This window comes from Amphritea sp. (assembly GCF_048266285.1).
Classification (GTDB): Bacteria; Pseudomonadota; Gammaproteobacteria; order Pseudomonadales; family Balneatricaceae; genus Amphritea.
The window spans coordinates 20,525-36,175 of the sequence record NZ_JBLWZV010000030.1; the positions used below are offsets into that span (position 1 = coordinate 20,525).

General features: G+C 46.9%; 12 protein-coding genes and 1 rRNA gene. 5 read left to right on the plus strand and 8 right to left on the minus strand.

Going from position 1 to position 15,651, the window contains the following annotated elements:
• Position 1: 1 nt before the first annotated feature.
• The 5 genes from ACN0T0_RS19120 to ACN0T0_RS19140 form a co-directional block, all read right to left on the minus strand.
• Positions 2-1,660 (minus strand): MFS transporter, encoded by a 1,659-nt coding sequence (locus ACN0T0_RS19120; protein WP_417228337.1) that lies wholly within the window; start codon positions 1,658-1,660, stop codon positions 2-4.
• The gene (locus tag ACN0T0_RS19125) at positions 1,657-2,796 is read right to left on the minus strand and encodes a diaminopimelate epimerase (protein WP_417228338.1); all 1,140 of its coding nucleotides are present in this window, start codon (positions 2,794-2,796) and stop codon (positions 1,657-1,659) included. Before ACN0T0_RS19125 ends, ACN0T0_RS19120 begins: the two co-directional genes overlap by 4 nt.
• Positions 2,797-3,200: 404 nt before the next feature.
• Positions 3,201-4,688, minus strand: a complete 1,488-nt coding sequence (locus ACN0T0_RS19130; protein ID WP_417228339.1) for a PhnE/PtxC family ABC transporter permease — start codon at positions 4,686-4,688, stop codon at positions 3,201-3,203.
• The gene (locus ACN0T0_RS19135; protein WP_417228340.1) at positions 4,675-5,325 is read right to left on the minus strand and encodes an ATP-binding cassette domain-containing protein; all 651 of its coding nucleotides are present in this window, start codon (positions 5,323-5,325) and stop codon (positions 4,675-4,677) included. Before ACN0T0_RS19135 ends, ACN0T0_RS19130 begins: the two co-directional genes overlap by 14 nt.
• 5 nt (positions 5,326-5,330) lie before the next feature.
• A complete protein-coding gene (locus ACN0T0_RS19140) occupies positions 5,331-6,188 on the minus strand; it encodes a putative selenate ABC transporter substrate-binding protein (protein ID WP_417228341.1) in 858 nt (285 codons plus the stop codon).
• Between the two features lie 254 nt (positions 6,189-6,442).
• Between ACN0T0_RS19140 and ACN0T0_RS19145 the strand changes: the two genes are divergently transcribed.
• The 5 genes from ACN0T0_RS19145 to ACN0T0_RS19165 all read left to right on the plus strand — a co-directional run bounded on the left by ACN0T0_RS19145 (position 6,443) and on the right by ACN0T0_RS19165 (position 14,275).
• Positions 6,443-7,054 carry a LysE family translocator gene (locus tag ACN0T0_RS19145; RefSeq protein ID WP_417228342.1) on the plus strand — a complete coding sequence of 204 codons (612 nt, stop codon included), beginning with the start codon at positions 6,443-6,445 and terminating at the stop codon, positions 7,052-7,054.
• A 51-nt stretch (positions 7,055-7,105) separates the two neighbouring features.
• Positions 7,106-8,245, plus strand: a complete 1,140-nt coding sequence (locus ACN0T0_RS19150) for a methyltransferase (protein WP_417228343.1) — start codon at positions 7,106-7,108, stop codon at positions 8,243-8,245.
• Between the two features lie 240 nt (positions 8,246-8,485).
• A complete protein-coding gene (locus ACN0T0_RS19155) occupies positions 8,486-10,600 on the plus strand; it encodes a TonB-dependent receptor plug domain-containing protein (protein ID WP_417228344.1) in 2,115 nt (704 codons plus the stop codon).
• A gap of 208 nt (positions 10,601-10,808) precedes the next feature.
• Positions 10,809-11,582, plus strand: a complete 774-nt coding sequence (locus ACN0T0_RS19160) for an ABC transporter substrate-binding protein (protein ID WP_417228345.1) — start codon at positions 10,809-10,811, stop codon at positions 11,580-11,582.
• On the plus strand, positions 11,579-14,275 hold the full coding sequence (locus tag ACN0T0_RS19165; RefSeq protein ID WP_417228346.1) for an ATP-binding protein: 2,697 nt from the start codon (positions 11,579-11,581) through the stop codon (positions 14,273-14,275). The genes ACN0T0_RS19160 and ACN0T0_RS19165 overlap by 4 nt, the downstream gene beginning before the upstream one ends.
• On the opposite strand, the gene ACN0T0_RS19170 is transcribed toward ACN0T0_RS19165, so the two are convergent.
• The 3 genes from ACN0T0_RS19170 to rrf all read right to left on the minus strand — a co-directional run bounded on the left by ACN0T0_RS19170 (position 14,272) and on the right by rrf (position 15,635).
• Positions 14,272-14,646 carry a hypothetical protein gene (locus ACN0T0_RS19170; RefSeq protein ID WP_417228347.1) on the minus strand — a complete coding sequence of 125 codons (375 nt, stop codon included), beginning with the start codon at positions 14,644-14,646 and terminating at the stop codon, positions 14,272-14,274. The two genes, ACN0T0_RS19165 and ACN0T0_RS19170, sit on opposite strands and share 4 nt — an antisense overlap.
• Positions 14,647-14,653: 7 nt before the next feature.
• The gene (locus ACN0T0_RS19175; protein ID WP_417228348.1) at positions 14,654-15,133 is read right to left on the minus strand and encodes a DUF2489 domain-containing protein; all 480 of its coding nucleotides are present in this window, start codon (positions 15,131-15,133) and stop codon (positions 14,654-14,656) included.
• A gap of 386 nt (positions 15,134-15,519) precedes the next feature.
• A 5S ribosomal RNA gene (gene rrf / locus ACN0T0_RS19180) occupies positions 15,520-15,635 on the minus strand.
• Between the last annotated feature and the right edge of the window lie 16 nt (positions 15,636-15,651).

Here is a 15,651-nt window from a genome sequence, read left to right on the forward strand (position 1 = left end):
ACTATTGCCGCCCGGTCGATTTAATCGATTCAGCCGTCTGGCGAGGCGTCCAGCTCAATAGCGCGAAGAGTGCCGCCGTCAGCAGATAGGCTAGGCCAAACAGCATCACCCCAAACTCAATATCGGTCATGGCAATAATTGCCGCAAAAATAACCGGCCCAAGCATTTGTCCAATACGACTGCTGGAACGGAAGATTCCCATCGACTTACCTTCACCATAGGCAGCGGTTACAGGTTGATTTAAAACAAAGGCACTCTGTGCAGAAAGCACTAAACAATTGGACAATCCGAGCAACAGAATCGCAAGCGTAACGGCGATCACACCATCCAACACACTAAAGGCTAAAAAAGCAGCGCCGCCCAACAAACACCCTAAAATAATAGGTAACCGTTTCGTGTCACTCTGATCGGCAAAACGACCAATAGCAGGGCCGCAGAGCGCAAGCACAACCCCAAACAGCATTAACACTTGACCGATAGCCGCATCATTCACGCCAGCACGATTCAAATAAACCGGACTAAAGTAATTAAGAAAGCCAACCACGGCTATCGAGGCAGGCATACTACTGAATAAAATCGCCGCCAAAACCTGCCGGTCACAGAGGAAACGCCAAAAAGCCGCCGACTGTTTCGGTTTTTCTGGGGCAAGAAATCTAGGTACAGCCTTTAGTTCAGCGGCCGATGGCTTTAATAACACCACCGCATATATAACTACGCTGAATACAATCAACGCACCTAGGAGAAAAACCGGCCCGTAACCAAACTGATCGGCTAAAACAGCACCGGTAGCCGCACCGCAAATACTGCCGGAATAAAGCCCAGCAAAGAGATGAGCCAAACCGCGAGACTTATTCGTTTTATCGGTATGACGAATCACAAACCCTTGGGAAGCGAGCAGTGTTAAGCCATAACCAAATCCCAGCACCCCACGGGAAAGAATGAACTGCAACGCATCAGGTGCCAGCCAAGAATACAAACACCCCACTCCTGTTAAGCCTAAGCCGCAATAGAAAGGAGCTTGCCAGCCCCGTCGATCCAACCAGACACCACAAAAAAGAATCGCGAGGCCAACACAGAAAAACTCCACTGAGATCGGCAGACCGATCAATATCTCCGCACTGATGCCACTAAAGCGCTGAGGCAATGTCTCCATATGTAACGGAATAAATGCCATCGACAGATCGATGCCAAATAAAAAAAGGAATATCGCCGGGCGCATCTGTTTATAGCGTTCAGAACCTGCGGGTATCAATCGACAGCGACTCTGCTGTAATACCGCCAACTCTAGCGCAATCAGCAAGCTAATTAAGAGAATGCTCGCCAGATCAAACAGATTCAACGCCTGATAACCAAAGCTGAAATGCTGTAAGCAAAGTATCCCGAGCGCGGCACCACTGAGCCCCATCATCAGCCGACTAATACCCTTACCACTCAACGGATCCCTTTTATGACGAAAAACCTGAATCCCGAGCAAGCAGGTCAGCGAAACCACTGCTGCATAGCTCCCCCAGCTGGCTATCTCACTCAGATCAACCTCAACATCAGCCCGCTGATACGCGGCAAATAGCAGAAAAACGGCCATCATCAGGATGCAGATCAACTGTAAGCTGCCCGCTAGAAATAATCGCTGAGCCGAGTTAAACACGGTGCCGCGATTCATGTTATCACTCCATCATCGCTCATCGAGATAGCCATCATTGGATCACCGACTGGTTGATCCGCTAACAGACGGTAGACACCGTCAAATAGCATCACAGGATGACTGGACAGAGACCAGCCAGCATCATTGAGATGTATACGAATCCGCGCTTGATCATCATGCCACCGGCAACGGTGAGGTAAAATATCAATATTTCCCGAATTTGATTGATTAAAGTGACGATAAACATAGGCTACCGCCAGCGCTCCGGTGCCACAGGCCAACGTTTCACGATTAATACCCCGCTCGAAACAACGATTTTCGATCACTCCATCGCTTTGTCGGCGCGCCAAATTAACATTAATCCCTGCGGGGAACTGCGCCTGATAATGATGGTTCAGATACTGCCCGATATGCTCCACCAGCCAAGTACCAAAACTTTCACGACGATCTTTAACTGGCCACGATTCTGAAGGGCTAAAAATATAATCCGCTAATTCCGGTATCGAAAAGTCGGTATCTGGGAAGATGACCAAATGGGGTTCTCCGGTAAATACCAGATGAGCTTTCATCTGCAACTCGGGAGAGCCACTCACGTTGCGAAGGTCGCCGGCCCGGAACTGGATGCTTATCTGTGAATAAAGATCAATTGTCTGGCTGTAGGGGATCTCTTGTCCACCCAGCGCTAACTCATTAGGTGTGCGGCGGGGATGACCTAGATTCACCCAACCACCGAATGGATCACTCTGCGCCCCAATTTGAATAACCTTGGGCTGCGCCAGTGGCACTTCGGTCAAGATAGATGCCGCTGAAATGCCGTGTCTGTTAAGTAGATGACCGGCCACACACAACAAACCATTGCCACAGCAAAGAGCTTCTTCGCCATCAGGCTCAAACATACGGAACAGATAATCAGCTTGATCGGCATTAGGCAGCACAGGCCAATAACCTCGATCCTCCGCTATAGATGTTAGTACTTCAGGTGTGCAGCGCTGAATAACCAGCAGATTATCGCACCCAACACCAAAACTGGTATTAGTTGCTTGAAAGGCGAAGCGTGACATATCCGCTTCTGAGAGTTGTGAATGTTCCGTTTCATCAACGATTACAAAGTTATTGCCGCATGACGTGTATTTCACAAACGGAACGAGTTTCATAGCAGGCTTCCGATCGTATTGGTTAGATATATCAGAATCTATGATCTATAAGAGTTAACGCACAGACATACCAGCAAGACGGCGAACAAAAGAAGCGATTCGACACTGGCTGTCATGGTGCTAATGACATCAACTCAAAACAACAGAAACCAGACTAACAAACACTTGTTTTAAATTATTATTCGAACTGCAATCTACCACCGACTCGGTTAATAAATCAAATAGTCCATTGCGGCTAACACGCTGAAAAATTAACTTAAACCGTTATTCGATCCTGAATTTCTAATAGGGTATGATTTTTGATTACCTCAGTGAGCACTGAAGTGAAAGACAGTGAAGGTGCCAGCTAGAAAAATAACAATTTAAAGCCGCTAATAACGGTAAGCTGCACGGGAGAAAGCTAGTTAGTTCGACACTTTTTGCTGAATCCGACGGGCGATCATATCCACCATGATATTCATCATCGCCGCGATCAGAATCAGCAACAGAGCCACATCAAAACGGATCTCCTGAATCGCGCTATCAACAAAAAAACCGATAGTCTGAATACCGAGAATACCCAGAATCGCCGTTTCACGCATAATCACTTCCCAGCGATATAGCATAAACGACAAGAAAGCCGGATAGGTACGGGGTAGCAGTTCATAACAATAGCGATCTAGCCGCCTATCGGGAGCATCATGCCTCAACTTAATCTCATTACTATTACGTCCAGTTAGGTAACCGATCAACGCGCCATTATGGATCGCCAACGCGATAACCGCCGGCAGCATCGAAGGCCCGAGTAACTGTAATAAAATATAAGCCAATAGATATTCAGGGGTAGACCGTGCGATTACCAGTAAAATATGGCCCGGTAACCGCCCGGTAGCACTAAAGCAGTGACGACTGATCAGCGGAAACAAACAGAGGGCAACGATACCGGTCACCGCGAGCGCCATCTGAGACAGCACTAACGTATTCCAGATGCCCGGTAACGCCTGTTGTAATAAAATATTGCTGCCCCAATCAGACAATGACGCCCAGCTTGGATCACTGGCGCGTAGCGGAGCCGGGACAATATCCTCAGAAAAGAAACGCCAAACATTGCCCCAGATAATTGGCATCCCCTCTCCCATAAAAAAGGGAGAACCAACAATAAAGACAGGCAGTGTCCAACGTCGCAGCCAAAGTTTTTTCGTTGCCACTAGCAGGTAAAACAGTATCAATAACGCCGCAACTTCGGGGTAATACCCCTGAGAAAACGATGACTCAAGATAATAACCCAGCGTAGGTAAGCCAACAAAACCCAAGATTGCGCTACTGCGAATACCGCATTCAAGACGATAAGAGGTATAACTCACCAGATGCGGCCAAGCTAGGGGTAACCGGGTATACAGTAGCGCACTTAAATAGCCAGTGCGTGCAGGAAGAGCCTGTTCCGGTTGCTTTGCTACCTGATCAAGAATTTCAGCAAACATGCGGGCAAAAATACCCGAATATGGCACGGCGATCGCCAGTAAACCCGTTAACGGATGAAGACCAAAAAACTGTAAGAAAATCAGTGCCCAGAATAGCTCATGCACCGAGCGCATCAATGCGCAGAGACCGCGCATTAATGGGTGATGGAAAGCCAAAGCCAGTATAAAGCCACAAACAACCGCCAACGACACGCCACCAAAGGCGAACGCCAAAGTCGCCAATAACGCCTCTATGACAATATCAAAAGCCATCATCTGCGGCGAAATAAAGCCCTGCAGCAAGCGTCCCAAATCAGTCCAAGGATCAAGACTAGAGATGTCCATATCGGCAAAAGGGATGCACAACAACGCCAGCAGGATAAACCACAGACCGATACGCACGCCCCGAGGCCAATGATAGTTTGAGTTCACCATGGATTTAGTAGAACGCATTCAATGCACTGATCGAGAGGCGTGCCGCAGGTTCGTCTAGCACCAAGGCACCATCCTGAATCGCAATAATTCGCTGACCATAGCGCAGCGCCCGCTCAACATCATGCAACGTAATCACCGCCGTATTGAAATGCTGATTCAATAAGGACATTACCCGATCCGCTTCCGGGCCATCAAGCGCTGACACAGGCTCATCCGCCAACAACACATCAGCCCCTTGATATAGGGCCCGTGCGACGGCGACCCGCTGCTGCTGACCACCGGATAGATCGGCCACAGCAGCAAAACATTTATCACTCAACCCTAACCGTTCGAGCAGTGGTGCTATTTCAGTCACCCGCGCCTTAGACGGCATCACTAGGTTACGCAGATTATGCAACGCACTATGACGCGATAAGCGGCCCATGTAGATATTATGGAATACGCTTAAACTGCCGACCAAGCCTAGCCCCTGAGGAATCAGGGCACATTCGGCACGGTTTTCACTATAGATATGATTAAGCAGTGTCGACTTACCACAGCCACTTTTACCCAACAGAATCAGATGCTCGCCAGTCCGAATTTCTAGACTGACAGGCCCCAGCACCGTTTGACCACCATACCCCAGAGAATCACTCTGGATCGTCAGTGCAGACATTGTGATTAATCCAGCAAGCCGACCTGCTTAGCGACAATGCGAACAGGCTCAAAATCATCATTCGAGGCAGGGATAAAGCCTGAACGTGGGAAACTGCTAAGTAGCTCGGGATCGGTCATTTTCAATAGAGCTTGTTGCACACGCTCTGAGAAGCCTTCGCCATAAATCGCATCCATATCGCCACGCAACGTCCACTGGTAATCAGGATAGGTTGGCGTTTCCCAGATGACGCTTACTTTAGAAGTATCAACTTTACCGTCAGCAACCGCCGCTTCCCAAACTTTGTAGTTCAACGCACCCAACTGATAAGCTCCCGATTCAACCAACGCAATCGTGCGCGAATGATTACCGCTATAACCGACTCGGCTAAACACTTCATCAGGGCTCTCTTTAAACTGCTCACGCAGATAATATTCAGGCATCAACCGACCAGAGGTCGACCCTTTAGAACCAAAGGTAAAGGTCAGGTCACGCACCGACTCCGGTAAGCTATCAGCAGGCTTGAGCCCAGTACTCGTGTTGGCAATAAAGAATGATTTAAACTCAGGATCTTCAATACCCTGCGCTAGGGCGATGGAACCGGGCACTAATTCCCGTGCTTTTACACCGGACAAACCACCGAACCAAGCTAGCTGCACCTGATTATTGCGGAATGCTGTAATCGTTGCCGCATAGGACTTAACCGGGACAAAACGCACCTCGGTTTGCAGCTCCGCTTGTAAATAGTCTGCCACTTTCTGAAAGCGTTGCTTCAGCTGGGTTTCATCCTGATCGGGGATAGCCGTAAAAACAAACACCGGAGCGGCATTCACCGCACCCGCCAGCAACATCAGTAACAATCCACGCACTAGATTCCTGAACATTTTCATTCCTGCAGCAATTGGTAAAATTTTGGGCGGCCATTTTCGCACAATAGCCCTAAAAAATGCAGTTTATTTGATAAACATCGCTTAAATAACCCGGTAGACCGATAGTCGGTTCGATTATCCTCAGCGTCACAGGACAGCTAACAAGCATGCCTTACCTGCCAATAAGCCCGTGTAAACGTTAACCATATAGCCTCCAACCAGCACAGCAGGTAAACTGCGGCTTCACTCCCTTTTCCTGTGAGACAATGATGTCTTTCGAAAGCGCCGCGACTTTTTTTATCGCTATTTTTATTTTTGGTATCACTCCAGGTCCCGGCGTTTTTGCCATTCTGGCGAAAGCCATGGTGGAAGGTAGTCGTCGATGTTTTATGTTGGCATTCGGTATGGTGGTCAGCGATATTATTTACCTGACCCTCGCTTGCTTAGGCCTCGCGACTATTGCTGAACATTGGGGAGAACTCTTCACGCTAATACGCTGGGTCGGTGCTGCTTACCTTATCTGGTTGGGCATTAAGCTGTTTACCAGCCAACCCACACTGGCCACATCAGCACCGACAACGCGCCGCTCGTCATTGGAATTTATACAAGGCTTTTTGATTTCAGCATCCAACCCTAAAGTCATTCTATTTTATATCGCCTTTCTCCCGACATTTATGGATCTTAGTCGTCTTAACGGCAACGATATTTTGCTAGCGGCGGGGCTCACGCTTATCGCGCTTATGCTGGGCTTGATGCTCATTGCCTACGGTGCTCACTGGGCTAGCAAGCGCTTACAATCCGCCAAAGCCACTAAACGACTTAATCAATCCGCTGGCGCGATTATGATCAGTGCCGGTGTTTTTCTGGCCACACGGCGTTAATTCTTTATAATCGGCCAGCAATAACTCGAACCCTCAACATACAGGATTACAATGGAAACCCTTGTCGTTCCCCAAGGCACCTTTTCACTGTCACGCTATCCAGTACGTCAGCAGGAAACTCTGCGCGCCTGGGATGCGGCCGATGAATACCTACTCAATTATCTGTTCGACCAGCAGTTGCTCACGATTGATAGCCGAGTTTTGTTATTGAACGATAGCTTTGGTGCTCTCGCCTGTGCCCTCGCCGATTATCAGACTCTCTCGGTTAGTGATTCATTTATTGCCCAACAAGGGATGCGCAATAACCTTAAGTTAAATCAACAGAATCCCGATGCGGTGCTATTTCATCATTCGTTGATGGATTATGGTACTTCCGATAAGCCCTATAATATTGTGCTATTAAAGATCACCAAAAGCCTCGCTCAGTTGGAAGATCAGTTACATCGGATTAGGCCCTATGTGGATGAAAATACGATAATCATCGCCGCGGGGATGGTTAAGGCGATTCATCGCTCAACACTACAACTGTTTGACACCATTATTGGCCAGACCACAACATCACTGGCGCGAAAAAAAGCCCGGCTTATTTTTAGTACGTTTAACCCAGCACTCACACCACCTGAAAACAACTACCCCAAATCATACCCATTAGAAAACACCCCCTATCAGATTCTCAATCACGCTAATGTTTTTTCTCGAGAAAGGCTCGATATTGGCACCCGCTTCCTGATCGAACACCTACCCGTCGATCAGCGCTATCAACGAATTGTCGATCTAGGCTGTGGCAATGGTATTGTCGGGCTGATGGCGGCAACCGCTAACCCAAACGCAACGATTAGTTTTGTTGATGAATCTTATATGGCGGTCGCCTCCGCCAAGGCTAACTTTAAAAATGCATTCCCGGATCGTACTGCTGAATACTCGGTCACCGACTGTTTAAACGGCATCTCCCCTGCCAGTTGTGATCTGATATTAAATAATCCGCCATTTCATCAGCAAAATGCGATCGGTGATTTTATTGCCTGGCAGATGTTTAACGAATCTAAAACTGCGTTGAAGCAGGGCGGCGAACTCTGGGTTATCGGTAACCGTCATCTGAATTATCATATTAAACTTAAAAAACTCTTTGGCTCTTGCGAAACCATCGCGAGTAATAAAAAATTTGTGGTTCTCAAAGCGATCAAAAAATAACATTTGCGTCTAAATGCGAATCGACCGAGATGTCGATATCCGGTATATTTAACGGCATTACTCTCCCTGATAAATGCCGGGTGTATGTTTACAGGGCAAGTAAACATAACGAAGTCCTGCATATGTTTTGGATAATCGAACTTATCGTTGCATTATCCAATACCGTACTGAAAGGGTTTTTTTGTTATCTAGGTTGATACACGGATTTTATCTAACCTACCCATAGGTAAAACCACGGCCATGCTATTTCTTGATTTTCGCAGAACCCTTCACGGTCTGTTTGTCACAACACTGTTATGCCCTATTCCCGCACTCAGTTCAGAACTCGATGTGTTATCAGAAGTGGATTACTTGGCCGACCTACCTGTCACTTTTTCCGCGACACGACTGCTTCAAGCCCTAAGTAAAGCGCCAGCATCCGTGACGATCATTGACCGCCGAATGATCAACGCCTCTAGTGCGACCAGCATTTCAGAGCTATTTAGACTCGTACCGGGTATGCAGTCCTATCATACTGGCACTAATACCTCTGCCGCGGCTTATCATGGCATGAGTAATAAGTTTCCTTCACGTATGGAAGTGATGATTGATGGGCGATCGATCTATATCCCATTATTTTCCACGGTCGTTTGGGACACACTCCCTATTACCATCGCTGATATTGAACGCATTGAAGTTATAAGAGGCACCAACACCGTAACCCAAGGCTCTAATGCCTTCCTTGGCGCAATCAATATTATCACTCACACGCCGCTCAGTGATCAGTCAGATTTTATCCAGTACACCCATGGCGAATTCAATACCCGTAACATTCAGGCGGAACATAATCAAAAAACCGCCAATGGACATTACCGTGTTTCAACCGGCATCTTAGGTAATGATGGCAATACCTTTGCCAATGATGCGCAGGACCCCTACCTGAAGCGTTATATTAGCTTTGAAGGCACTATCTCACCAACATTACTCGATACCATTACTCTTGATTTGGGCTATACAGAAGGCTACAGCTCGGTTGGGGACATCAGTGCAAAACCTAACTGGGACTTCCACCGCAGGGAATTTGAAACAAATTTTCAACAAATCAACTGGTCTCACATTCTCAATGGTTCCGCTGAACTCAAAGTGAGTTATGCCCATTCTGTCAATAATTTTGATGCCCGGCAGCTAACCGCTGCAGAGGTTTCAAAGTTAATACGACAACCCTTAATTGTTGCTCAAGCGCTGATAGATACCAACCCGCCGGCATTAGTCACAACGGAAACAGGTAACGTTGAGCAGCATGACCTAGAAATCACACTAAAACAGCAACCCACGTTCAACTCTCAGCTGATATCCGGTATCGCTTACCGAGCCGGCAGTGCCCAAAACCGTCAATTACTGAATACCGATGAATGGGTAAAAGAGGAAAGCGCACGCTTATTTACTAACTGGGAATATTCAGGGTTTAACGACTGGACCCTCAATACCGGTGCTTTGCTCGAGCATATCAGCAACAGTGCTACCCGCATATCTCCTCGTGTAGCGGCTAATTATCAGTTATCAGAACACAGCTCGATAAGAACATCTGTAAGCCGAGCTTACCGAATGCCTTCTCTGCTAGAAGCCAATTTTGAACGGGTTATCTATATTCCCGCGCCCTATTCCAGTGTGTTTGGCGAGGTCTATGACTATGAATTTTTAGCCAATGAAGACCTTTCACCGGAAAAACTTGATTCGATAGACCTCGGCTTAATGATTAGTTGGCCTGAACAGCACTCACAATTGGATACCCGTATCTTTTATGAAAACATAGAGGACGGTATAACACCGAGTTACCAACTTCTCGATTCGACGATGCAAGCATCAGCGCCTTTGGATGATGTGTATCGCGCCTATATGAATCGCGCACAGTGGAGCAACCGCGGCATAGAGTTACAATACAAATATCAGTCTGATGCCAAACTCAAACCGTTACTTGTTTTAAATTATGGCTATATCGACAGCAACGGCTATCGCAACGATGGCAATCAAAATGGCAGTCCTACCGACATTATCGATCGCTTGGAAACTCGTAACCCCATGCATACCGCTTCGGCACTCGCCAGCATCACCTTACCTAGCAGGCTGCAACTTAGCTTAAGTCACTATTATCTAAGCGCGGTTCGTTGGCAAGAAGCCGTTAGCGATACCAGCCCACCCAATCCAAGCTATCACCGCACAGACCTTAAAATAGCCAAGGCCTTTAAGCTTTCACCCGAAAGTGATCTAAGTATTGCCCTGATAGTGCAGAACTTACTGGATAAACACTATTCAGAGTTTTATGCTGCAAACATGTTTGAACAACGAGCCTACCTACAAGCTCAGCTAAGCTTTTAAACTTCTGCTTGAACGGAATATGCTAAAAGCTACATGGGAAGTAGTCACTAAGATTAAACACCACTGTCAGACACTCTGTTTACTGATAGCATTTTTTCTCGTCTGCACTCCTGTAAAAGCGTCTGACGCATTGCTACTATTAAGTTCTGATAGCCCCGCATATCAAAATGTGGCCGCATCAATTATCAGCCAAGGTCCGGCTATCCGTATGGATACGTCATACCCGGACAACCTGACGGATAACACTGAAGAACACCTACGCTCTTATCGTCTGCTGATCGCTATCGGCAGTAAAGCCACTGAATTTGCCATGCAGTTTGCTGCGCCAGATAGCATTATCCTTAGCACCTTTATCCCCAGCCAACGATATCAAGCACTTTCAGAAACATATGCGGCACAGCTTACGCAGAAAAGGGTGCGCAGCAGCGCTATATACCTTGATCAACCTCTAGAGCGGCAATTAAGACTGGCCACTCATATTATGCCCGGGATAAAAAAGCTGGGGTTCACACTTGGCCCAGACTCCCAATATCTACTTCCGCAATTAGAAACCGCTGCCGCCAAGATAAATATAACGCTCAAGTATCAGACTCTGACGCTTGAGAGCAACCCGATTCAACGTATTCAGCCCATTATGGAAAGCACCGATCTGTTTATGGTTATCCCAGACCAAAGTACGCTAAACAGAACCACCGCTAAGTGGCTATTATATATGTCGCTAAGAAACAAAGTGCCGCTCTTGGCATTCTCACAAAATTATGTCAAAGCGGGTGCGGTCGCCGCCTGTATAACCACGCCGGAAGATATCGGACGATACACCGCTGAGCAATTGCACCTAATCGTTGAAGGCACCGTCCCCCCTCCCGCTCATAGCCCCTATTTTACGATTATTACTAATCCGCGGGTTGCAAAACAGCTCGGACTGCCAATAAAAACCGCAGATGCTCTCCAGCAAGCGATTATCGAGGATGAGTTACTGTGACGGACACAAAGAACAACCGCTATGGTATTCGCCAGCAAGTATTATTCATTACCCTTATTCCATTGGTGATAATGACGTTAATATTAGCCGGTTACTTTGTTTCGACCCGGGTTGATGACAACAAATCAGCCCTGATTGAGCGAGGTGAAACCATGTCACGACTGCTTGCCCAAGCTTCAGAGTTCGGTCTAGTCTCAGGTTTAACCCATCAATTAGCAGCCCTCAGTCAAGGACCGATACAAGAAGCCGATGTCGCAGATGTGATTTTTACCGACCTATCTGGAAACATACTCTACCGATCTAACACTTTCGAACTCAACCTCGAGCGCAAACTACAGCCAAGCCAATATTTAGGTACCGATATTTGGCTGTTTACCATGCCTGTCACCACCCAAGGCATTATCATTGGCGACTCTCCCGAAACGAAATCCCGCCAGATCGAACGGGAGCTATTAGGCTGGGTCTCTGTGGCAATGTCGACCACACCGATGCATCGTCGAGAAAATCAGATCGTCACTAATAGCCTGCTGATTTTACTGGGAGGCCTTATTGGCACTTTTATTATTGCCGCCCGCTTTGCAGAAACCCTAACAAAACCCATCATCAACCTAACATCTCTTGTTAAAAAACTTGAAACTGGAGAACTCGACGCTCGAGTAGAAACACAATCCTACGCTGAACTAGGGTCGCTAGAAAAAGGTATTAATCTACTCGCGGAACAGGTTCAAAGTTCGAAGCAAAAGCTCGAAAGTGAAATTGAGCAAGCGACAGCTCAACTACGTCATACGATGCAAGAGTTGACGGAGCAAAACGCTGAACTACAACAAGCGAGACAGCATGCCGATCAAGCAAATAAAGCCAAGGATAACTTCCTCGCCCAGATGAGCCATGAGTTGCGCACCCCGCTAACATCCATCCTTGGTTTTACCAATATGTTGAGACAAACCGATCTCAATTTTGAACAACAGGAACATTGTCGAATCATCAATCAAACTTCGACCATGTTGCTATCCATTATCGATGACATACTGGATTTCGCAAAGCTACAGTCTGACGCCATTAAACTGGAACAGATAACCTTCAATCCGGAACAGGTCGTTTTTGAAGCATTAGAAATGCAGTCACAGAGTGCTGCTGCTAAAGGTTTGGAGTTAGCCTATCAAGTCGATGAGGCGGCCTATTCAGACGTATTAGGCGACCCGACAAGGCTACGCCAAATAGCCACCAACCTGATTAGCAATGCGATTAAATTCACCGATTCAGGTCAGGTGCTTGTCTTGCTGCAAGTGGAAAATGAAAACTCGATAGAGAAAAAGATTCGCTTCTGCGTTAAAGATACCGGTATAGGCATCACCGATGAGCAACAAAAAGGACTCTTTAATGCATTTGCTCAGGCAGACTCCTCCATCACCCGCCGATTCGGTGGAAGTGGCCTAGGGTTAGTCATTGTGCAGAAGCTCGTTGAGTTGATGCACGGAAATGTCACGCTCAGCAGTAAGCCTGCACGAGGCACTGAAATCTGTTGTAACTTTATCGTTAAAAAAGCGTCTGCTGAGCAGCCACAACAGATCGCCTACCCAAATCAAAGTGACGTGATTATTTTTGATCGCCATCCAGAAAGTCTTGAATCACTAAGCTATATCACTCAACCCCTGGTATCAAAAGTACATGCTTGTGCAACACTTCAAGAGTTAGAAAAGGCCATTTCAAACACACAAAGGGATTCATCAGCACTCATTTTTGGTCTAAGTGCCAACCCCGATATTGCGAAGCAACAGAAGCTTAAAATAACGACCATATTTGCCTCATTCAAAGGCAATATACTGCTGTTAATGCCCGCATTAACAGGCAATCTGGATGAATTCGCTCACCTTGGAAAACAGCCTCATTTAACGATTAACAGCAAACCTTTACACCGCGAAATGCTGAGAAAATGGCTGGGATATACCCCAATGGATAACCATGAATTACTGCCTTTACACAATACGTCGTCCCCCTTAGCCGACAAAACCGCTTTAATTGCCGAAGATAATGATTTTAACCGGTTGTTGTTAAGAAAAATTATTGAATCCGCCGGCGCCACCGTGTTTGAAGCTAGCAATGGCGCGCACGCCATCAAACGTATTCATGAGGTAGAGCCAGATATCGTTATCATGGATGTACATATGCCGATTATGGATGGCATTGAAGCAACCCAAGAGGTACGAAAAGACTTCCCAGAGATCCCGATTATCGCTTTAACCGCCGATGTTATCGCCAGCGAAGAACAGGCATTACGACAAGCAGGCATTAGCCAAATTGAATATAAGCCCATTAATGACACGAGACTGATCAAGTTACTGACAACCCTTTGTCACAAAAAAGCCTCCACAGCCACACTAGCGCTGGAGCCCCCCGCCTCACCCTCAAGCGATATCAACTTAGCACGATACCAGTTAAGTAAATCAGACCTTCATGAGGAGCTTACTACGCAAGTGAGTCGTTTAAGGCAGGCATTTAGCCAAAAGAATATTAAGGGGATACGAGATCACAGCCATCAGCTAACAGGGTTGGCAGGGCTGTGCGAACTGCCAGAACTTGAAAACTGCAGCATTGAACTAAATGAAGCCGCGAAGGCGGGTAAGATACGTGATGTGTGGCAGGTATTATGGCGCCTAGAACGCCTTATAACACACCAACAATACCTTGACTAAAAATCAACAGACAAGGGTGCATTACGAATAAAAAGATCAAACTCCTCCGCTACCTGCTTAATATAAGAACGCCCTTTAGCATCATACAGATAACCATTTAGACCCTGCCTTGCCTTAACACCCACCACCTCGCCCTGATCAAACTGATAACAACGTAGGCGGAATACTTCTAAATCAAGATCATGAGTCACGGGAGTATGCACAAACAGACTCCAAGCTTGTTCGTTCGTTGATCGGTCTTCAACCCCCTGCAGTAACCCTAACACATATTCTCGCTCAGGCCGGTAAGTTGGAGCACGGCCAAAAAGCAGCCCAACGACCAACAACATCAGAACAAAAAGGCAAACTAAAAAAACGACGACAAATTCCATCGGCACCTCAATGATAACGATTGAAGTCCTCAGCTAATAAAGACCTAGCGGCAGTGACAACCTGATCATTATAGTCTGATTCCAGTGTTTCCATATGGGCGATAAACTCGAGCTTCTCAGGGCCTTTCAGTTGCTTCCACGCAGCTAGGCGGGGGATATGCTTGCTCTGTTCAAAAACCTCGTTAAAAACGATGTACGCCTCTGACTGAGCCAACTGCGGATCTAAGTTATCAAGCAACACTTTACAGCGAATACTCGCCTCAGTTAACGGAATTTCTTCGTTAAGAATGGCGCGACTAATCACCTGCAAACTCTCAATTAAATGCAAACGATGCTTACTCACATCAGCCGCTATGCTCTGTAGTTTACGTTCAGTCTCGAGACGCTTTTGTTTCTGTTGTTGTAACAGACGCACAATATAGCTAACCAGACCAATAACAATCAGTAAGTTTAGTGCGATCAAAATATAAAGTGTTGTTTCAGACATTGATAATCCCAACAAAGTAAACAGCTAGACGCCTATCAAGCGACAAGAACATAGTGTCCGGCCAGTATAACAGCATGAAAGGAAAAATCGTGGTGATGATTGAAGCACCGGCTGACAGTTAACTCTTGTGCTGGCAAACAAAACACCAAAACGAAAAAGCCCCGACCAAACTAATGATCGGGGCTGTCTCTTATTTGAAGCTTGGCGATGACCTACTTTATTCAGGCTTCGCCTTCACCCTCTCAGCACTGCGTGCTTCGGGGCCGCCGTCACACGCTCCGGCGTTCAACGCGCTGCGCGCTGTTGTCGCACATGCTCGATTCGGTCATAACATACCGATATAAAAAAACCCCTTGCACTCTGTGCAAGGGGTTATCTTATTAGGTGCTTGGCGATGACCTACTCTCGCATGGGGAATCCCCACACTACCATTGGCGCTAAGACGTTTCACTTCCGAGTTCGGTAAGGGATCGGGTGGTTCCATCTCGCTATGGTCGCCAAGCAAAACTGGTTGCTCT